Below are 17,823 nucleotides of genomic sequence, written 5' to 3' on the forward strand. Positions count from 1 at the left end.
CAGCGAGCGCTGTGCAAGGCTTTGATCCGCTTCAGCTTTTTTCCCCGCCCCAAGCTGTAGCGTTTTCGCTACAGAAGCCTTATCCCCATCACAACCAGAAAAGCATAACTATTTGATTTATATAGATAAATCCAAGATGGCCGCGTTCTTGCTAAGTCACCGCTCATAAAATCAGGGCTTTTATGCCCAAGCCTTCCACCGCGTCCACCAGACGAGTCTGGCCCCTTAGGAGTTTCCATGAGCGAGTTGCGTTTTACTGAAGATCACGAATGGCTGCGCGCCGAAGCTGACGGCAGCGTTACTGTCGGCATCACCGCTTTCGCGCAGAACGCCTTGGGCGACGTGGTGTTCGTGCAACTGCCTGAGCTGCAGGCTTACGAAAAAGGCGCCGAAGCCGCCACCGTGGAATCGGTGAAAGCCGCCAGTGGTGTGTACATGCCCCTCGACGGCGACGTCCTGGAAGTTAACCCGGCGCTGGAAGATGCTCCGGAACTGGTCAACGAAGATCCGTTGGGCGAAGGCTGGTTCTTCCGCTTCAAGCCAGCCGACGCATCCGCCGTCGCCAAGCTGCTGGATCAGGACGCCTACGACCGTTTGATCAAAGCCCAAGCCGAAGCCTGAGGAGTAGCGACATGACCCAAGTAAACCTCGGCACTGCCAACGAATTCATCGCCCGTCACATCGGCCCGCGCGCCGGTGACGAGCAAGCCATGCTCAACAGCCTCGGTTTCGACTCGCTCGAAGCGCTGAGCGCCAGCGTCATTCCGGAAAGCATCAAGGGCACCAGCGTGCTCGGCCTGGACGACGGCCTGAGCGAAGCCGACGCCTTGGCGATGATCAAATCCATCGCCGGCAAGAACCAGCTGTTCAAGACCTACATCGGCCAGGGCTACTACAACTGCCACACGCCGTCGCCAATCCTGCGCAACCTGCTGGAAAACCCGGCCTGGTACACCGCTTACACCCCGTACCAGCCGGAAATTTCCCAGGGCCGTCTCGAAGCGCTGTTGAACTTCCAGACCCTGATCAGCGACCTCACCGGCCTGCCGATCGCCAACGCTTCGTTGCTCGACGAAGCCACCGCCGCTGCCGAAGCCATGACCTTCTGCAAACGCCTGAGCAAGAACAAGGGCAGCCACCAATTCTTCGCCTCGATCCACAGCCACCCGCAAACCCTCGACGTGCTGCGCACCCGTGCCGAGCCGCTGGGCATCGAAGTGGTGGTTGGCGATGAACGTGAACTGACCGACGTCACGCCGTTCTTCGGCGCGCTGCTGCAATACCCGGCGAGCAACGGTGACCTGTTCGACTACCGCGAACTGACCGAGCGCTTCCACGCCGCCAACGCGCTGGTGGCCGTGGCTGCCGATCTGCTGGCCCTGACGTTGCTGACCGCTCCAGGCGAGTTCGGCGCGGACGTCGCCATCGGTTCGGCGCAACGCTTCGGTGTACCGCTGGGCTTCGGTGGCCCGCACGCCGCCTACTTTTCCACCAAAGATGCATTCAAGCGAGACATGCCGGGCCGTCTGGTCGGTGTTTCGGTTGACCGCTTCGGCAAGCCGGCCCTGCGCCTGGCGATGCAGACTCGCGAGCAACACATCCGCCGTGAGAAGGCCACCTCGAACATCTGCACCGCGCAAGTGCTGCTGGCCAACATCGCCAGCATGTACGCGGTCTACCACGGCCCGAAAGGCCTGACCCAGATCGCCAACCGCGTGTATCACCTGACCGCGATTCTCGCCAAGGGCCTGAGCGCACTGGGCCAGACCGTCGAACAGGCAAGCTTCTTCGACACCCTGACCCTCGCCACCGGCGCGCACACTGCCGCGCTGCACGACAAGGCGCACGCACAGCAGATCAACCTGCGGGTGATCGACGCCGAGCGTCTGGGCCTGTCGGTGGACGAAACCACCACCCAGGCTGACATCGAAACCCTGTGGGGCCTGTTCGCCGACGGCAAGACCCTGCCGGACTTCGCTGCATTGGCCGCTTCGGTGCACAGCACCATCCCGGCGGCGCTGGTACGTCAGTCGCCGATCCTCAGCCACCCGGTGTTCAACCGTTATCACTCGGAAACCGAGCTGATGCGCTACCTGCGCAAACTGGCGGACAAGGATCTGGCACTGGATCGCACCATGATCCCGCTGGGCTCGTGCACCATGAAACTCAACGCCGCCAGCGAAATGATCCCGGTGACCTGGGCCGAGTTCGGCGCCCTGCACCCGTTCGCTCCTGCCGAGCAAAGCGCCGGCTACCAGCAACTGACCGATGAACTGGAAGCGATGCTCTGCGCCGCCACCGGTTACGACGCGATCTCGCTGCAACCGAACGCCGGTTCGCAGGGTGAATATGCGGGTCTCTTGGCGATTCGCGCTTACCACCAGAGCCGTGGCGATGAGCGCCGCGACATCTGCCTGATCCCGTCGTCCGCCCACGGCACCAACCCGGCCACCGCCAATATGGCCGGCATGCGCGTGGTCGTGACCGCGTGCGATGCCCGTGGCAACGTCGACATCGAAGACCTGCGCGCCAAAGCCATCGAGCACCGCGAACACCTCGCAGCGCTGATGATCACCTACCCGTCGACCCACGGCGTGTTCGAAGAAGGCATCCGCGAAATCTGCGGGATCATTCACGACAACGGCGGCCAGGTGTACATCGACGGCGCCAACATGAACGCGATGGTCGGCCTCTGCGCACCGGGCAAGTTCGGCGGCGATGTCTCGCACCTGAACCTGCACAAGACCTTCTGCATTCCGCACGGCGGTGGCGGCCCGGGCGTCGGCCCGATCGGCGTCAAGTCGCACCTGACCCCGTTCCTGCCGGGTCACGGTCAGATGCAACGCAAGGAAGGCGCGGTCTGCGCAGCGCCGTTCGGCAGCGCAAGCATTCTGCCGATCACCTGGATGTACATTCGCATGATGGGCGGCGCCGGTCTGAAGCGGGCTTCGCAACTGGCGATCCTCAACGCCAACTACATTTCCCGTCGCCTCGAAGAGCACTATCCAGTGCTGTACACCGGCAGCAACGGTCTGGTGGCGCACGAATGCATCCTCGACCTGCGCCCGCTGAAAGACAGCAGCGGCATCAGCGTCGATGACGTCGCCAAGCGCCTGATCGACTTCGGCTTCCACGCCCCGACCATGTCGTTCCCGGTGGCCGGCACGCTGATGATCGAGCCGACCGAAAGCGAATCCAAGGAAGAACTGGACCGCTTCTGCGACGCCATGATCCGCATCCGCGAAGAAATCCGCGCAGTGGAAAACGGCACCCTGGACAAGGACGACAACCCGCTGAAGAACGCCCCGCACACGGCGGCGGAGCTGGTCGGCGAGTGGACGCACCCGTACAGCCGCGAGCAAGCGGTATATCCAGTGGCGTCGTTGATCGAAGGCAAATACTGGCCACCGGTCGGTCGCGTCGACAACGTGTTCGGCGACCGCAACCTGGTCTGCGCCTGCCCGTCGATCGAAAGCTACGCTTAAAAAGAACGGGGGCGGTTCGTCCGCCCCACCGCTTTATCGCTTTATCGCTTTATCGCTTTATCGCTTTATCGCTTTATCGCTTTATCGCTTTATCTGTAGGAGCTGCCGAAGGCTGCGATCTTTTGATCTTGATCTTGCTCTTGTTTCTAAAAAACCAGGATCAAAAGATCGCAGCCTTCGGCAGCTCCTACAGGGGATGTACTCAGCCTGATATTCCGCCAATTCCTATAACAAGAAACCGGAGAACCACTCATGTCGTTAAGCGTGTTCGACCTGTTCAAGATTGGCATCGGCCCTTCCAGCTCCCACACCGTCGGCCCGATGCGTGCCGCTGCGCGTTTCGCCGAAGGCCTGCGCCGCGATGACCTGCTGTCGGCCACCAGCACCGTCAAAGTCGAGCTGTACGGCTCGCTCGGTGCCACCGGCAAGGGTCACGGCAGCGACAAAGCCGTGCTGCTCGGCCTTGAGGGTGAACACCCGGACACCGTCGACACCGAAACCGTCGCCGCGCGCCTGCAGGACATTCGCGGCAATGGCCGGCTGAATCTGCTCGGCGAACACAGCATTGCCTTCAATGAGAAAGAACACTTGGCGATGATCCGCAAACCGTTGGCCTATCACCCCAACGGCATGATCTTTCGCGCATTCGATGCAGCCGGTATTCAGATCCGCAGCCGCGAGTACTACTCGGTCGGCGGTGGTTTCGTCGTCGATGAAGATGCCGCCGGCGCTGACCGCATCGTTGAAGACGCCACACCGCTGACCTTCCCGTTCAAAAGCGCCAAGGACTTGCTCGGCCATTGCGCCACCTACGGTCTGTCGATCAGCCAGGTGATGCTGACCAACGAAAGCGCCTGGCGCCCGGAGGCCGAGACCCGCGCCGGTCTGCTGAAAATCTGGCAAGTGATGCAGGACTGCGTCGCCGCGGGCTGTCGTAACGAAGGCATTCTGCCGGGCGGGCTGAAGGTCAAACGCCGGGCGGCGGCACTGCATCGACAGCTGTGCAAGAACCCGGAATCGTCGCTGCGCGATCCGCTGTCGGTGCTCGACTGGGTCAACCTCTACGCCCTCGCCGTCAACGAAGAAAACGCCAACGGCGGGCGCGTGGTTACCGCGCCGACCAACGGTGCGGCCGGGATTATTCCGGCGGTGCTGCATTACTACATGCGGTTTATCCCGGGTGCGAACGATGACGGCGTGGTGCGTTTTCTGCTGACCGCCGCCGCGATCGGCATTCTGTACAAGGAAAACGCCTCGATCTCCGGCGCCGAAGTCGGCTGTCAGGGCGAAGTCGGCGTGGCCTGTTCAATGGCCGCCGGCGCGTTGTGCGAAGTGCTCGGCGGCAGCGTGCAGCAAGTAGAGAACGCCGCGGAAATCGGCATGGAACACAACCTCGGCCTGACCTGCGACCCGATTGGCGGGCTGGTGCAGGTGCCGTGCATCGAGCGCAATGCCATGGGCTCGGTGAAAGCGATCAACGCAGTGCGCATGGCCATGCGCGGCGACGGGCAACACTTCGTCTCGCTCGACAAGGTCATCCGCACCATGCGCCAGACCGGCGCCGACATGAAAAGCAAATACAAGGAGACCGCCCGTGGCGGTCTGGCAGTCAACATTATCGAATGCTAATTAGTCCCCTCTTCCTCCGGGAGAGAGCTGGCATGAATCAAGGAGTCACGCATGTCCACCGAACAACTGTCGAAAACCCCGCTGCACGCTCTGCACCTCGAACTCGGCGCCCGCATGGTGCCGTTCGCCGGCTACGACATGCCGGTGCAATACCCGCTCGGCGTGATGAAGGAGCACCAACACACCCGTGAACAGGCCGGGCTGTTCGATGTCTCGCACATGGGCCAGATTCGCCTGACCGGCGCCAATGCCGCCAAGGCCCTGGAAACCCTGGTGCCGGTGGACATCATCGACCTGCCGGTGGGCATGCAGCGCTACGCGATGTTCACCAACGACAACGGCGGCATCCTCGACGACCTGATGGTCGCCAACCTCGGTAACGACGAGCTGTTCCTGGTGGTCAACGCCGCGTGCAAGGATCAGGACCTGGCGCATCTGCAAAAGCACATCGGTGATCAGTGCACCATTACGGAGCTGTTCGAAGCGCGCGCGTTGCTGGCGTTGCAAGGTCCGGCTGCAGTCACCGTCCTGGCGCGTCTTGCACCAGAGGTGGCGAAGATGACGTTCATGCAGTTCAACCGCGTGCAGCTGCTGGGCATCGATTGCTTCGTCAGCCGTTCGGGTTATACCGGTGAAGACGGTTTTGAGATTTCCGTACCGGCAGCCGATGCAGAAAAACTCGCCCGTACCTTGCTGGCCGAACCGGAAGTCCAGGCCATTGGCCTCGGCGCCCGCGACTCGCTGCGCCTGGAAGCCGGCCTGTGCCTGTACGGGCACGACATGAACACCGACACCACCCCCATCGAAGCCAGCCTGTTGTGGGCGATCTCCAGGCCACGCCGCGCGGACGGCGCGCGGGCCGGCGGTTTCCCGGGTGCAGAGCAAGTATTTGCTCAGCAGCACAACGGCGTGGCACGCAAACGTGTCGGCTTGCTGCCGCAAGAACGTACGCCAGTGCGTGAAGGTGCGGAAATCGTCAACGAAGCCGGCGAAATCATCGGCAGCGTATGCAGCGGTGGCTTTGGTCCGACCCTGGGCGGGCCGTTGGCGATGGGTTATCTCGACAGCGCTTATGTCGCACTGGACACGCCAGTCTGGGCCATCGTTCGTGGGAAAAAGGTGCAAATGCTTGTAAGCAAAATGCCATTTGTTCCACAACGCTACTATCGTGGTTGATTGGCTGTTTCCATAAGTAACGCGATTGCGTTATGCGTGCACTAATGTGTAACGCAATCGCCACAAAAAAGTGCATTTTCTAACATCTGATTCGAATATGAACTTTGCTTATAACGATCGAAAACAATTGAACCCGGTGATCGTCTAAGCCAACACTAGTGAATTGACTAACTGCCAGTAAGCGCAGGAAAACCGGGCCTTCGCGGGGCTTGTTTTTTCTCCCGTAGTTGGCGTAGAGTTTGTCCACTGTGTTTGCATGGGTCAGCTTGGAATCGTGACCTGGGCAGTAGCCTACAAAGTTAGCTACATCCCGCTCGACGTCTTCTTACTCTCCTGCAACCAGCCCCAGTACTCTTTCATGAGAAAGAGACTGTCATCAATTTATGCGTCAAAGGAAATAAGAAATGTCGACACGTCAGAGCGGTACCGTCAAGTGGTTTAACGACGAGAAAGGTTTTGGTTTTATCACTCCAGAAAGCGGTCCGGATCTGTTCGTGCATTTCCGCGCCATTCAGGGCAACGGCTTCAAGAGCCTGAAAGAAGGCCAGAAAGTGACCTTCGTTGCTGTGCAAGGTCAGAAAGGCATGCAGGCTGACGAAGTCATCGCCGAAGCCTGATTTTCTGTCACAAAAAAGCCCCTGATATTGATATCAGGGGCTTTTTTGTGCGTGCGAATCCGTAAAATGGCGCTTCATTTTGCGTCCAGAGGCTGCCATGTCGAAAAACCTGCTCACTCCCCAGGGCGACTTTCCTGCTGTTGGCCTTGGCCGGCGCCTGGCAGCAATGTTCTATGACTTCCTGCTGTGCACCGCCCTGCTGATCGTCACCGGCTTCGTCTACAAGTTGATCCAGGCAGCGATCATCGGTGAAGAACGCCTGCGTGCACTGACCGATGCCGGCAAGATGGATGGCGATCCGCTGTATTCCACGGTGCTGTTGCTGGTGCTGTTTGCGTTCTTCGCCAAGTTCTGGACGCACGGCGGGCAGACACTGGGCATGCAGGTGTGGGGGATTCGAGTGCAGAACGCCGATGGCAGCGCGATCAGCCTGTGGCAGGCCCTGCTGCGCTTCATGGTGTCGATCGCGTCGTGGCTGTGCGCAGGGCTTGGATTCTTCTGGTCACTGTATGACAAGCAGAAGCGCACCTGGCACGACATCTATTCCGATACCCGTGTGGTGCGGATTCCGAAGAAGACCAAATAATTTCCTGACACCGAATACCACTGTGGGAGCGAGCCTGCTCGCGAAAGCGTAGCATCAGCCGACATTTATGTTTGCTGATTCACCGCCTTCGCGAGCAGGCTCGCTCCCACAGGTCTTGGGGTGTTTGTTAAGGACCTCAGGCGTTACCCGCCAGCTTCATCCGCGCCGCCTGGGTGAAATCCAGCATGCGTTTCAATGGACGTATCGCCTGCGGAATCAGCGCCGGATCAACAAAGATCTCGTTCGTCCCTTCCTTCAGGCTCTTGAGCGTGCGCTCAAGGGTGTTCATGGCCATCCACGGGCAATGTGCGCAACTGCGGCACGCGGCGCCGTTACCGGCGGTTGGCGCCTCGATGAAGACCTTGTCCGGGCACAACTGCTGCATCTTGTAGAAAATGCCGCGGTCGGTGGCGACGATCAGGGTCTTGTTCGGCAGGCTTTGCGCTGCAGCGATCAACTGACTGGTGGAACCGACGGCGTCGGCCAGCTCGATCACCGAGGTCGGCGACTCCGGGTGCACCAGAATCGCAGCGTCCGGGTACAACGCCTTCATGTCTTCCAGCTGCTTGGACTTGAACTCTTCGTGGACGATGCACGCACCGTCCCACAGCAGCATGTCGGCGCCGGTCTTGCGCTGAATATAAGTGCCCAGGTGCTTGTCCGGGCCCCAGATAATGGTCTCACCGTTGTCCATCAGGCTTTCGACGATCTCCAGCGCACAGCTCGACGTCACCACCCAGTCAGCACGGGCTTTGACTGCGGCCGAAGTGTTGGCGTACACCACCACCGTGCGCTCCGGGTGCTGATCGCAGAACGCCGAGAACTCGTCCACCGGGCAACCCAGGTCCAGCGAGCAGGTCGCGTCCAGGGTCGGCATCAGCACACGTTTTTCCGGGTTGAGGATCTTCGCGGTCTCGCCCATGAACTTCACACCGGCGACCACCACGGTCTTGGCCGGGTGAGCGTTGCCGAAGCGCGCCATTTCGAGGGAGTCGGACACACAGCCGCCGGTTTCTTCGGCCAGGGCCTGAATCACCGGATCGCAATAGAAGTGGGCCACCAGCACCGCGTCCTGAGCCTTGAGCTCGGCGGCGATGGCAGAACGGTAGTAGGCCTCTTCCTCGGCAGTCAGCGGTTTGGGCTGCTTGGCATCGAGGTGGGCTTGAACCAGAAGGCGTTCGGAAATCTGCGTCATGTTCGCAAGACCTGCAGGCGCATTCGCGCGAAAGTCGAGTATACACCCGGCTCCGGACCACTTGAGGGTACCGCCGGGAGAGTGAGTATTATCAGGCACGGACAGCATTGAAGCTGCGCAAGGCTACAGAATATCCCGTTGATACAAAAGATGATTCTGACCTGTGTCAGCGCAGGCAATGATGAAAGGAGCGGTGCCTGATTCGCAGGCAAAAAAAAACCCGGAAATCCTCACTTTCGTGGGCCTTCCGGATTTTCTAAACCGCCAAATATGGTGGGTCGTGTGGGATTCGAACCTACGACCAATTGGTTAAAAGCCAACTGCTCTACCAACTGAGCTAACGACCCGCTGTGTGGTGGCGCGTATAATACTGATTTTTAAGGACTATTCAACACCTTTTTGAAAAAAATCAAAAATAAGGTGTTGGATCGCTTACACCGGCCGCTGCGAAGCCTTCTGCACGCAGGCGGCAGCTGTCGCATTTGCCGCACGCACGGCCGTCATCGTCCGCCTGATAGCAGGAAACGGTCAGGCCATAATCGACGCCCAGCTTCACGCCCGCCTGGACGATCTGCGCCTTGCTCAGGTTCTGCAGCGGCGCCTGGATACGGAAACCATTGCCTTCCACGCCCGCCTTGGTCGCGAGGTTGGCCATGCGCTCGAACGATTCAATGAACTCGGGACGGCAATCCGGGTAACCGGAATAGTCCACCGCGTTGACACCGATAAAGATGTCACGCGCGCCGAGTACTTCGGCCCAACCCAGTGCCAGTGACAGGAACACGGTATTGCGCGCCGGCACGTAAGTCACCGGGATGCCCTCGCCCAGTTCTTCCGGGATGTCGATGCTGGTGTCGGTCAGCGCCGAGCCGCCCATGCCGTTGAGGTTCAGGCCGATCACTTTGTGCTCGACCACACCCAGATCGCGAGCGACGCGCGCGGCAGCATGCAGTTCCGCATGAGAGCGCTGGCCGTAATCGAAACTCATGGTGTAGCAGGCGTAACCTTCAGCCCGGGCCATCGCGACCACAGTGGCCGAATCGAGGCCACCCGACAGCAGGATGACCGCACGTTTTTCGTGAGTGTTCAGTTGTTCAGTCATATCAGCGCCCCGGCTCGTCATTCCATAGATATTTATGCAACTGCAATTGCAACCGCACCGGCAGGTTGTCTGCCACCACCCAGTCCGCCAGATCCCTGGCATTGAGGTCATGATGACTTGGGGAAAACAGCACTTCACCCGCACGTCGATCAAGACCGTACTGGATCAGCTTCGAGACCGCCCAGTCATAGTCGTCCCGCGAACAGATTACAAACTTCACCTGATCGTTGGGCGTCAACAGTTCGATGTTTTCGTAGCGGTTGCGGTGCGCCTCTTTGGAGTCCGGCGTCTTCAGGTCGACCACGCGACTGACGCGCGAATCCACCGCCGAGATATCGAGCGCACCACTGGTTTCCAGTGATACTTCGTAACCGGCATCGCACAACTGCTTGAGCAAAGGGATGGCATTGGGCTGCGCCAGCGGCTCACCGCCGGTCACGCAAACGTAGCGCGGGCGAAACCCGGCCACTTGTTCAAGGATATCGTCGAGGGTGCGGATCGTGCCGCCGCTGAATGCATAGGCGCTGTCGCAGTATTGGCAACGCAATGGGCAACCGGTCAGGCGCACAAAAACCGTGGGCAGCCCGGCAGTCCGCGTTTCCCCCTGCAACGAGTAGAAAACTTCGGTAATTCTCAATGTGTCTTGCATAGTCGCCACGGGCGTAACAGCTAAACAGGCTGTCCGCCTCCGTCAGGCACTTCAGACAACCCCGCCAACGCGTAGATCACCAGAAGCGTGTTTCAGAAAAAGGGCGTGAATTCTAACGAAAAAACCCGCGACAAGCGCGGGTTTCTTCCAAACGGGTCAAACACACTTACATACGTTGCAGATCGCGTTGGGCCAACTGAGCAGCGGAGGTCCCCGGGTATTGGGAAACCACCTGTTGCAGAATGCCTTTGACCTTGTCGGTGTGACCGAGGCGGCGCTCTACATCAGCCAGCTTGTACAGCGAATCCGGCACTTTGGCGTGCTTGGGATAGAGCTGTGACACCTTGGCAAAAGCCTGACCTGCACCTTGCAGATCGCCCTTGGCCAGGTTCACTTCGCCCAACCAGTACTGGGCATTGCCCGCATATTGACTGTTCGGGTATTTGCGCAGGAATGCCGAGAAAGCCTGGCTGGCCTTGTCGAAATCCTTGGCTTTGATCAGGTCGAAAGCCGCATCGTAATACAGCTTTTCCTTGGCCGGATCACCCGGTTCGCTACTGGCAGCAGGTGCCTGGGCGGCAGCAGCCCCGGCGCCAGCGGCAGCACCGGCAGCAGCACTTGCATCGCCACCGGCAGAAGAATTCTCAGGAGTCGCGGCAGGTGCAACACCGGATCCTATGCGCCGATCAAGATCCTGGTATCGCTCCAGGGATTCCTGTTTCATGCGCGCAACCTGATTCTGCAGTTCTTCGATCACACCTTGCTGGCGCGATATCTGATCCTGCATCTGTTGCAGTTGGTTGAACAGCATGCCCTGTGCCGAGGCAGGGGCCGAAGCCGCTCCCCCGGCATAGGCGCCGTTCGTACCGTAACCCGCAGGCGGATAACTGCTCCCGCTATTGTTATAACCGGAGTTGTCATCGACCACAGGAACCGCAGCCCACGCCGCAAGCGGCGCGAGGCTGAGAGCCAGAACAGTTACAGCACGACGGCACGTTCGCATATCGAATTACTTACGCAGTTCGACGCGACGGTTTTGAGCCCAGGACTGCTCGTCGTTGCCGGTAGCAACTGGACGCTCTTCGCCGTAGGAAACCAGTTCCAGCTGAGCTGGGGAAACACCTTGCAGTACCAGGTAGCGCTGAACGGCTTTCGCACGACGCTCGCCCAGTGCCATGTTGTACTCACGAGTACCACGTTCGTCGGTGTTGCCTTCCAGAACAACGCGAGCGCCGTTTGCTTTCAGGTCTTTGGCGTGAACGTCCAGAGCGCGCATGGCTTCTGGCTTCAGGTCCGAGCTGTCGTATTCGAAGTAGAAGGTGGTGATTGCGCGCAGAGCAGCTTCTTCGCTCAGGGAACCGTCAACGGCACCAGTGTTTGCGCCGTAACCAGCGTTTGGATCAACAGCGCCTTCACCGGCGTTGTCGCCGCCTTTGGACGAGCAACCTACAGCTACAGCCATGGCCAGAGCCAGCGCAGCAAATTTACCAAACTTCAGCATTTCCATCGTGAAACTCCTAATGAACCCCAGTGTGTTAAGTAAAACGTAAAGCGCCGCGTCAGTTCAGGTAAGGGGACCAGGACGGTTCTCTGACTTCGCCTTGTGCGGTAGGAAGCGGGAGCCTCACGCGTCCATTAATGGACACGAGCATCAAGACTCCCCGGCCCTGCTGGCGGGTGGCGTAGATTACCATGGTGCCGTTGGGCGCAACAGTGGGTGACTCGTCCAGAGTGCTATCAGTGAGGATCTTTACACTGCCTCGCTGCAAATCCTGGGCCGCCACCTTGAAATTGGTGAAACCGTCCTGGCGATGGATCATCACCAGCGTCTTTTCATCAGCAGAAAGCTTCGGGTTGGCGTTGTAGTTGCCAATGAAGGTTACACGCTCGGCACCACCGCCGCTGGCGCTGGTTTTGTAGATCTGCGGCTTGCCGCCACGGTCCGAGGTGAAGTAGATGGTCGAACCATCCTTGCCCCAGTACGGTTCGGTGTTGATGCCAGGGCCTGCCGTCACACGAGTGATCTGACGCGAACCCAGGTTCATCACATAGATGTCCGGGTTGCCATCTTTCGACAGTACGAACGCCAGGCGATTGCCATCCGGCGACCAGGCTGGCGCGCCGTTCAGGCCTTCGAAATTGGTGATCTGCTCACGGCGACCGGTGTCGATGTTCTGCATGAAGATCCGCGGACGCTTCTGCTCGAACGACACGTAGGCGATGCGCTTGCCATCCGGTGCGAAACGCGGCGACAGGATCGGCTCGCGCGATTGCAGCAGAGTCACGGCACGGGCACCGTCGTAGTCCGAACGCTGCAGGGTGTAGCGAGTGTTCTTCTCGGAGAAACGCTCGGCTGTCACGTACAGCAGACGGGTCGAAAACGCACCTTTGATACCGGTGAGTTTTTCGAACGACTGGTCCGAGATGAAGTGCGCCATGTCACGCAGTTGCTCGGTGGTACCGGAAACACTGCCGTCAGCCACTTTCTGCTCGGTGGCCACGTTGAACAGTGCCCACTGCACCTGCAGACGACCGCCCGCTGGCGCAATGCTGCCGACCATCATGTATTGAGCGCCCACCGCCTTCCAGTCACGGAAGATGATTTCGCTCGGCTGGCTTGGCTGGCTGATCATGTTTTGCTTTGGAATCGGCGAGTAGTAGCCCGAGTTCCGCAAATCGTTACCAATGATTTCAGCCATGTCGTCCGGCAACACGGCACCGCCCTGCATGCCGAACGGTACGACGGCAATCGGGGTGGCCCGATCGCTGCCGCTGGTGACCAGAATGTTCTTTTCATCAGCCATCGCGATCCCTGCCATGCAGCAGATCACGACCAGCATTCCTCGAAGAAGGTTTCTCACAAGGCTAGATCCTCAGGTGTGAATGTCATCTTGAATGAACGATACGGAGCGAAATCGCTCGGCTTCATTCCCTGCATTTCCGTCAAACGTCCAATATTTTTGACCGCCGCGACCGCCGAAGCATCGAACGGACCGTCGCCACTGGATTTGGCCACGCTGACCGAAGTCACCGTACCGTCCGGCAACATGCCGATTTGCAGCACGACCGTCATGCCTTTGCGTGCCGAAGGAGGACGCGCCCAGCCTTCCGCTGCCCGTGCACGAATCAGGTCATCGAAACTGCCCGCGACTTCGTCACCCTGCTCATCGGCCAATGCCTGCTGACGCTGTGGCGTATCGGAAAGCAAATCTGCCAAGGCCTGAGCCTTTTTCTCTTCGGCGGATTTACGTGCCGCTTCCTGCGATTTTTTCTTCGCAGCATCGGCAGCAGCTTTCTTCTTCGCTTCGTCGGCGACTTTCTTCTTCGCCTCTTCAGCTTCAGCTTTTTTCTTGGCGTCTTCGGCGGCTTTCTTCTTCGCGTCTTCGACGATCTTCTTCTTGGCTTCTTCAGCGGCCGCTTTCTTGGCCTCTTCTTCAGCCGCCTTCTTGGCTTCTTCTTCGGCTTTCTTCTTGGCTATATCAGCCAATTGTTTCTCTTCTGCCTTCTTGGCCTCGGCTTTTTTCGCATCGTCGGCTTTCTTGGCTTCATCAGCCTTTTTCGCCTCATCCGCTTTCTTCGCCTCGTCGGCCTTCTTGGCTTCCTCGGCCTTTTGAGCCGCTTCTTCTTTCTTTTGTTCCGCAGCCTTCACCGCTTCCTGCTCGACCTTTTTCTGCTCCATCTGCTCGACTTCGGTCTGGCGCGCGGCGGATTTCTTCGCCTCACCCGCAATCTTCTGATTGGTCTGGGTGGTTGCCTGACTTTTCGATTTCAGCTGGTACAGGGTCGCCTGGACAATCGGCTTGGCCGGCGGCAACTCGGGTGTGAAGGCGAAACTGACGAACAGCATGCCGAACACCAGCACGTGCAGGACAATCGCCAGAACACTGGGCCAGAAGTAGCTTTCCGAGGCGGACGGCTCTCGCTGTTGCTGCATCAGGGGGCCTCGGTAATCAAACCAACATTACCGACCCCGGCTTTCTGCAACCCGCCCATGGCACCCATGACGGCACCGTAGTCGACCGACTTGTCGCCACGGATAAAGACCTGGGTACGCTTGCCGCCTTCGGTGCCGGCGCGGATGATCTTGGTCACTGCGTCAGTCATCTGTGGCAACGTCATTGCCCTGTCCTGCTGCTTTTCAGTATCGACTTCGCTGCCAAGGTTCCAGTAGTAGGTCTTGTCAGCCTTGATCGAAATGGTCAGCACCTGAGTGTTGTTGTCCTGCGGCAAGGCTTCGCTGGAAACCTTGGGCAGATCCACTTTCACGCCCTGATTGAGCATCGGCGCGGTCACCATGAAGATAACCAGCAGCACCAGCATCACGTCGATGTATGGCACCACGTTCATCTCGGCGACCGGCTTGCGCTTGTTTCGGGCTCGAGCGATTAAAGCCATCGGGAAATACCTGCTTATTCTTCGCTGGTGTGCACTTTGCGGTGCAGGATCGCCTGGAATTCATCGGCGAAGGTGTAGTAGCGGCTCAGCAAGGTTTCGCTGCGGGCAGAGAAACGGTTGTAAGCGATAACGGCCGGGATCGCGGCGAACAGGCCGATCGCGGTGGCGATCAGGGCTTCGGCAATACCCGGGGCCACGGTGGCCAGGGTCGCCTGCTGAGCACTGGCCAGACCACGGAAGGAGTTCATGATGCCCCACACGGTACCGAACAGACCGATGTACGGGCTGACCGAACCCACGGTGGCGAGAAACGGCAGGCTCTGCTCCAGCTTCTCTTCCTCGCGGGAGATGGCAACGCGCATGGCACGGGCCACACCTTCCATCACCGCTTCCGGATCGACGCCTGGCTGCTGACGCAGACGGGAGAACTCCTTGAAACCGGCACGGAAGATCTGCTCCACACCCGAATCCGGATCCGGGTTGCTGCCGGCCTGACGGTACAGCTTGGACAGGTCGATACCCGACCAGAAGCGCTCTTCAAAGCTCTCCAGGGCGCGTCGACCGGCGCGCAGCAGATTGCTGCGCTGAAAGATCATGATCCATGAGGTCACCGATGCGGCCACCAGGGTCAACATTACCAACTGCACCACGATGCTGGCATTGCTGACCAGGCTCCACATGGAGGAATGGTCGACGACGTTAGCTTCCACGCTTTATCTCCTGCTTTGAGTGTGTACCCGTGCCGCCCGCGTCGGCAAAGGCCGTACGCAAGGATTCGGGCATGGCCCGGGGTTTCAAACTGTCGGTGCGCACGCAGGCCACCAGAAACTGCCCTTCACAGAGCAGCACATTATCCGTGGCCCGCCTGACCTGCTGTTTGAAGCGCAGGCTGGCACGGTTCAATTCGATTACATCAGCGCTTACCAGCAGTTCGTCGTCCAGTCGCGCCGGCGCGTGGTAGCGCGCTTCGCTGGAATGCACGACAAACAACAGGTCCTCTCCGGCCAGTTCCGACTGGGCAAAGCCCAGCGTCCGGAGCCGCTCGGTTCGAGCCCGTTCCATAAACTTGAGGTAATTAACGTAATACACGATGCCGCCCGCATCGGTGTCCTCGTAATAAACGCGACAACGATGTGCGAACGGCTCAAGCCCGTTTTGCGCGCGCATACTCTAGTGCTTACTCCTCGGGTTGCCAATCCGGCCAGGCAACTGTTTTTTCAGTGTTTAAGGCTTTACCGCAAAAGTACCGTCCTGTGACAGTACAAACGCTGAATAAATCGCCAAAAAATGTGTATCAATCGTCCACGGCATCGAGAAACTCGTCTGCCACGGGCATCTCGCCCATTCGTGACGGAATGTTTAAACCGAAATGCAGGTACGCATGCCGTGTCACCACCCTGCCCCGTGGCGTACGCATGATGTAGCCCTGTTGAATCAGGTACGGCTCCAGCACGTCCTCGATGGTGTGGCGCTCTTCACTGATCGCCGCCGCCAGACTGTCGATGCCCACCGGACCGCCATCGAACTTCTCGATCATGGTCAGCAGCAAGCGCCGGTCCTGGTGATCGAAACCGTGTTCGTCGACGTCCAGCAGGTTCAACGCCAGATCGGCCACCGACTTGGTGATGTGGCCCTTGGCCCGCACTTCGGCAAAATCGCGTACCCGCCGCAGCAGACGGTTGGCGATCCGCGGCGTACCGCGGGCACGACGAGCAATTTCAAAAGAGCCTTCCGGATCCAGCGGCAGTCCGAGAATAGACGCCGAACGACTGACAATCGTCGCCAGATCCGCCGTGCTGTAGAACTCAAGACGCTGGACGATACCGAAGCGGTCACGCAACGGATTGGTCAGCATGCCGGCACGGGTTGTGGCGCCCACGAGAGTGAACGGTGGCAGATCAAGCTTGATCGAGCGTGCCGCCGGCCCTTCGCCGATCATGATGTCGAGCTGGAAGTCTTCCATCGCCGGGTACAGCACTTCTTCAACGATGGGCGACAGACGATGGATTTCATCGATGAACAACACGTCGTGTGGTTCAAGATTGGTCAGCAGAGCCGCCAGATCGCCCGGACGTTCAAGTACCGGGCCGGACGTGCTCTTGATCGACACGCCCATTTCCTCGGCGATGATGTTGGCCAGCGTGGTTTTGCCCAGCCCCGGCGGGCCGAAAATCAGCGTGTGGTCGAGGGATTCACTACGGCCACGCGCCGCCTGGATGAACAGTTCCATCTGCTCGCGCACGGTCGGCTGGCCAATATAGTCGGCCAGACTGACCGGGCGGATGGCCCGATCCTGGACTTCTTCGCGCTCGCGCGGACTGTGCGCGGCGGCGATCAGACGATCAGCTTCAATCACTTAAATCATTCCCTTCAGGGCGCGGCGGATCAGGTCTTCACTGCTCAAATTCTTGTCCTTGATGGCGGTAATCGCCTTGCTCGCTTCCTGCGGCTTGTAGCCCAGGGAAATCAGCGCACTGACGGCATCGTTCTCGGCAGTGTTGACCGGCGCCGGGCCGTCCGGCTGGTTCGGCACCAGAGCGAACATGACCGGCGAGGTTTCCCAGGCCTTGAAGCGATCCTTGAGTTCGACGAGCAGGCGCTCAGCGGTTTTCTTGCCAACACCGGGCACCTTGGTCAACGCCGAGGTATCCTGCGATTGCACGCAGCGGATCAGCTCATCGACTTCCAGACTCGACATCAGGGCCAGGGCCAGTTTCGGCCCGACACCATTGAGACGGATCAACTCACGAAAAAAGTCTCGCTCACGCTTGCCGGCAAAACCATAGAGTAACTGCGCGTCTTCGCGTACGACCAAATGGGTGTGCAGCGTCAGCGGTTCACCGACCGACGGCAGACGATAAAGGGTGGTCATGGGCACTTCCAGCTCATACCCGAGGCCGTTTACATCCAGAATCAGGTGCGGCGGCTGTTTCTCAGCCAGGGTGCCGCGCAAGCGTCCAATCACGTTTCAGATCCTTGAGCGTTGGCC

The 17,823-nt window shown here is 59.3% G+C and carries 18 protein-coding genes and 1 tRNA gene; 6 read left to right on the plus strand and 13 right to left on the minus strand.

From position 1 onward, the window contains the following. The first annotated feature begins 237 nt into the window (after window positions 1-237). The 6 genes from gcvH to GTQ41_RS20580 all read left to right on the plus strand — a co-directional run bounded on the left by gcvH (window position 238) and on the right by GTQ41_RS20580 (window position 7,493). Complete coding sequence (gene gcvH, locus GTQ41_RS20555) at window positions 238-621, plus strand: glycine cleavage system protein GcvH (protein ID WP_047296020.1); 384 nt, start codon at window positions 238-240, stop codon at window positions 619-621. Window positions 622-632: 11 nt separating this feature from the next. After that, the gene (gcvP, locus tag GTQ41_RS20560; protein ID WP_217325348.1) at window positions 633-3,485 is read left to right on the plus strand and encodes an aminomethyl-transferring glycine dehydrogenase; all 2,853 of its coding nucleotides are present in this window, start codon (window positions 633-635) and stop codon (window positions 3,483-3,485) included. A gap of 252 nt (window positions 3,486-3,737) precedes the next feature. Further along, a complete protein-coding gene (locus tag GTQ41_RS20565) occupies window positions 3,738-5,114 on the plus strand; it encodes an L-serine ammonia-lyase (RefSeq protein WP_047296024.1) in 1,377 nt (458 codons plus the stop codon). A 51-nt stretch (window positions 5,115-5,165) separates the two neighbouring features. After that, a complete protein-coding gene (gcvT, locus tag GTQ41_RS20570; protein WP_047296026.1) occupies window positions 5,166-6,290 on the plus strand; it encodes a glycine cleavage system aminomethyltransferase GcvT in 1,125 nt (374 codons plus the stop codon). A 404-nt stretch (window positions 6,291-6,694) separates the two neighbouring features. Beyond that, window positions 6,695-6,907 (plus strand): cold-shock protein, encoded by a 213-nt coding sequence (locus tag GTQ41_RS20575; RefSeq protein WP_007951194.1) that lies wholly within the window; start codon window positions 6,695-6,697, stop codon window positions 6,905-6,907. Window positions 6,908-7,004: 97 nt separating this feature from the next. Next, entirely contained in the window at window positions 7,005-7,493 is a 489-nt protein-coding gene (locus tag GTQ41_RS20580) for an RDD family protein (RefSeq protein WP_047296028.1), read from the plus strand. Between the two features lie 136 nt (window positions 7,494-7,629). On the opposite strand, the gene nadA is transcribed toward GTQ41_RS20580, so the two are convergent. The 13 genes from nadA to ruvA form a co-directional block, all read right to left on the minus strand. Continuing rightward, the gene (gene nadA / locus GTQ41_RS20585) at window positions 7,630-8,688 is read right to left on the minus strand and encodes a quinolinate synthase NadA (RefSeq protein WP_003227499.1); all 1,059 of its coding nucleotides are present in this window, start codon (window positions 8,686-8,688) and stop codon (window positions 7,630-7,632) included. Between the two features lie 271 nt (window positions 8,689-8,959). Continuing rightward, window positions 8,960-9,035: transfer RNA gene (locus GTQ41_RS20590), tRNA-Lys, on the minus strand. 62 nt (window positions 9,036-9,097) lie between these two features. Beyond that, complete coding sequence (gene queC, locus GTQ41_RS20595) at window positions 9,098-9,790, minus strand: 7-cyano-7-deazaguanine synthase QueC (protein WP_047296030.1); 693 nt, start codon at window positions 9,788-9,790, stop codon at window positions 9,098-9,100. A 1-nt stretch (window position 9,791) separates the two neighbouring features. Then, entirely contained in the window at window positions 9,792-10,439 is a 648-nt protein-coding gene (gene queE, locus GTQ41_RS20600) for a 7-carboxy-7-deazaguanine synthase QueE (RefSeq protein ID WP_047296033.1), read from the minus strand. Window positions 10,440-10,605: 166 nt separating this feature from the next. Further along, window positions 10,606-11,442, minus strand: a complete 837-nt coding sequence (gene ybgF, locus GTQ41_RS20605; protein WP_047296035.1) for a tol-pal system protein YbgF — start codon at window positions 11,440-11,442, stop codon at window positions 10,606-10,608. 6 nt (window positions 11,443-11,448) lie between these two features. After that, window positions 11,449-11,946, minus strand: coding sequence for a peptidoglycan-associated lipoprotein Pal (pal, locus tag GTQ41_RS20610; protein ID WP_003178634.1), 498 nt, complete (start codon window positions 11,944-11,946; stop codon window positions 11,449-11,451). Window positions 11,947-11,998: 52 nt separating this feature from the next. Then, complete coding sequence (gene tolB / locus GTQ41_RS20615; protein ID WP_164747834.1) at window positions 11,999-13,279, minus strand: Tol-Pal system beta propeller repeat protein TolB; 1,281 nt, start codon at window positions 13,277-13,279, stop codon at window positions 11,999-12,001. A 17-nt stretch (window positions 13,280-13,296) separates the two neighbouring features. Further along, window positions 13,297-14,373, minus strand: a complete 1,077-nt coding sequence (gene tolA / locus GTQ41_RS20620) for a cell envelope integrity protein TolA (RefSeq protein WP_041068568.1) — start codon at window positions 14,371-14,373, stop codon at window positions 13,297-13,299. Beyond that, the gene (tolR, locus tag GTQ41_RS20625) at window positions 14,373-14,825 is read right to left on the minus strand and encodes a protein TolR (RefSeq protein WP_161794900.1); all 453 of its coding nucleotides are present in this window, start codon (window positions 14,823-14,825) and stop codon (window positions 14,373-14,375) included. Before tolR ends, tolA begins: the two co-directional genes overlap by 1 nt. A gap of 23 nt (window positions 14,826-14,848) precedes the next feature. Next, window positions 14,849-15,544 (minus strand): protein TolQ, encoded by a 696-nt coding sequence (gene tolQ, locus GTQ41_RS20630; protein WP_007912733.1) that lies wholly within the window; start codon window positions 15,542-15,544, stop codon window positions 14,849-14,851. Next, window positions 15,534-16,001 carry a tol-pal system-associated acyl-CoA thioesterase gene (ybgC, locus tag GTQ41_RS20635; protein ID WP_095668474.1) on the minus strand — a complete coding sequence of 156 codons (468 nt, stop codon included), beginning with the start codon at window positions 15,999-16,001 and terminating at the stop codon, window positions 15,534-15,536. Before ybgC ends, tolQ begins: the two co-directional genes overlap by 11 nt. Window positions 16,002-16,128: 127 nt before the next feature. After that, window positions 16,129-17,190 (minus strand): Holliday junction branch migration DNA helicase RuvB, encoded by a 1,062-nt coding sequence (gene ruvB, locus GTQ41_RS20640; protein ID WP_041068559.1) that lies wholly within the window; start codon window positions 17,188-17,190, stop codon window positions 16,129-16,131. Further along, complete coding sequence (gene ruvA, locus GTQ41_RS20645) at window positions 17,191-17,799, minus strand: Holliday junction branch migration protein RuvA (protein WP_047296043.1); 609 nt, start codon at window positions 17,797-17,799, stop codon at window positions 17,191-17,193. It abuts the gene before it with no gap. Between the last annotated feature and the right edge of the window lie 24 nt (window positions 17,800-17,823).

It is taken from the genome of Pseudomonas sp. AN-B15 (assembly GCF_019056475.1).
GTDB classification, from domain to species: domain Bacteria; phylum Pseudomonadota; class Gammaproteobacteria; order Pseudomonadales; family Pseudomonadaceae; genus Aquipseudomonas; species Aquipseudomonas parakoreensis.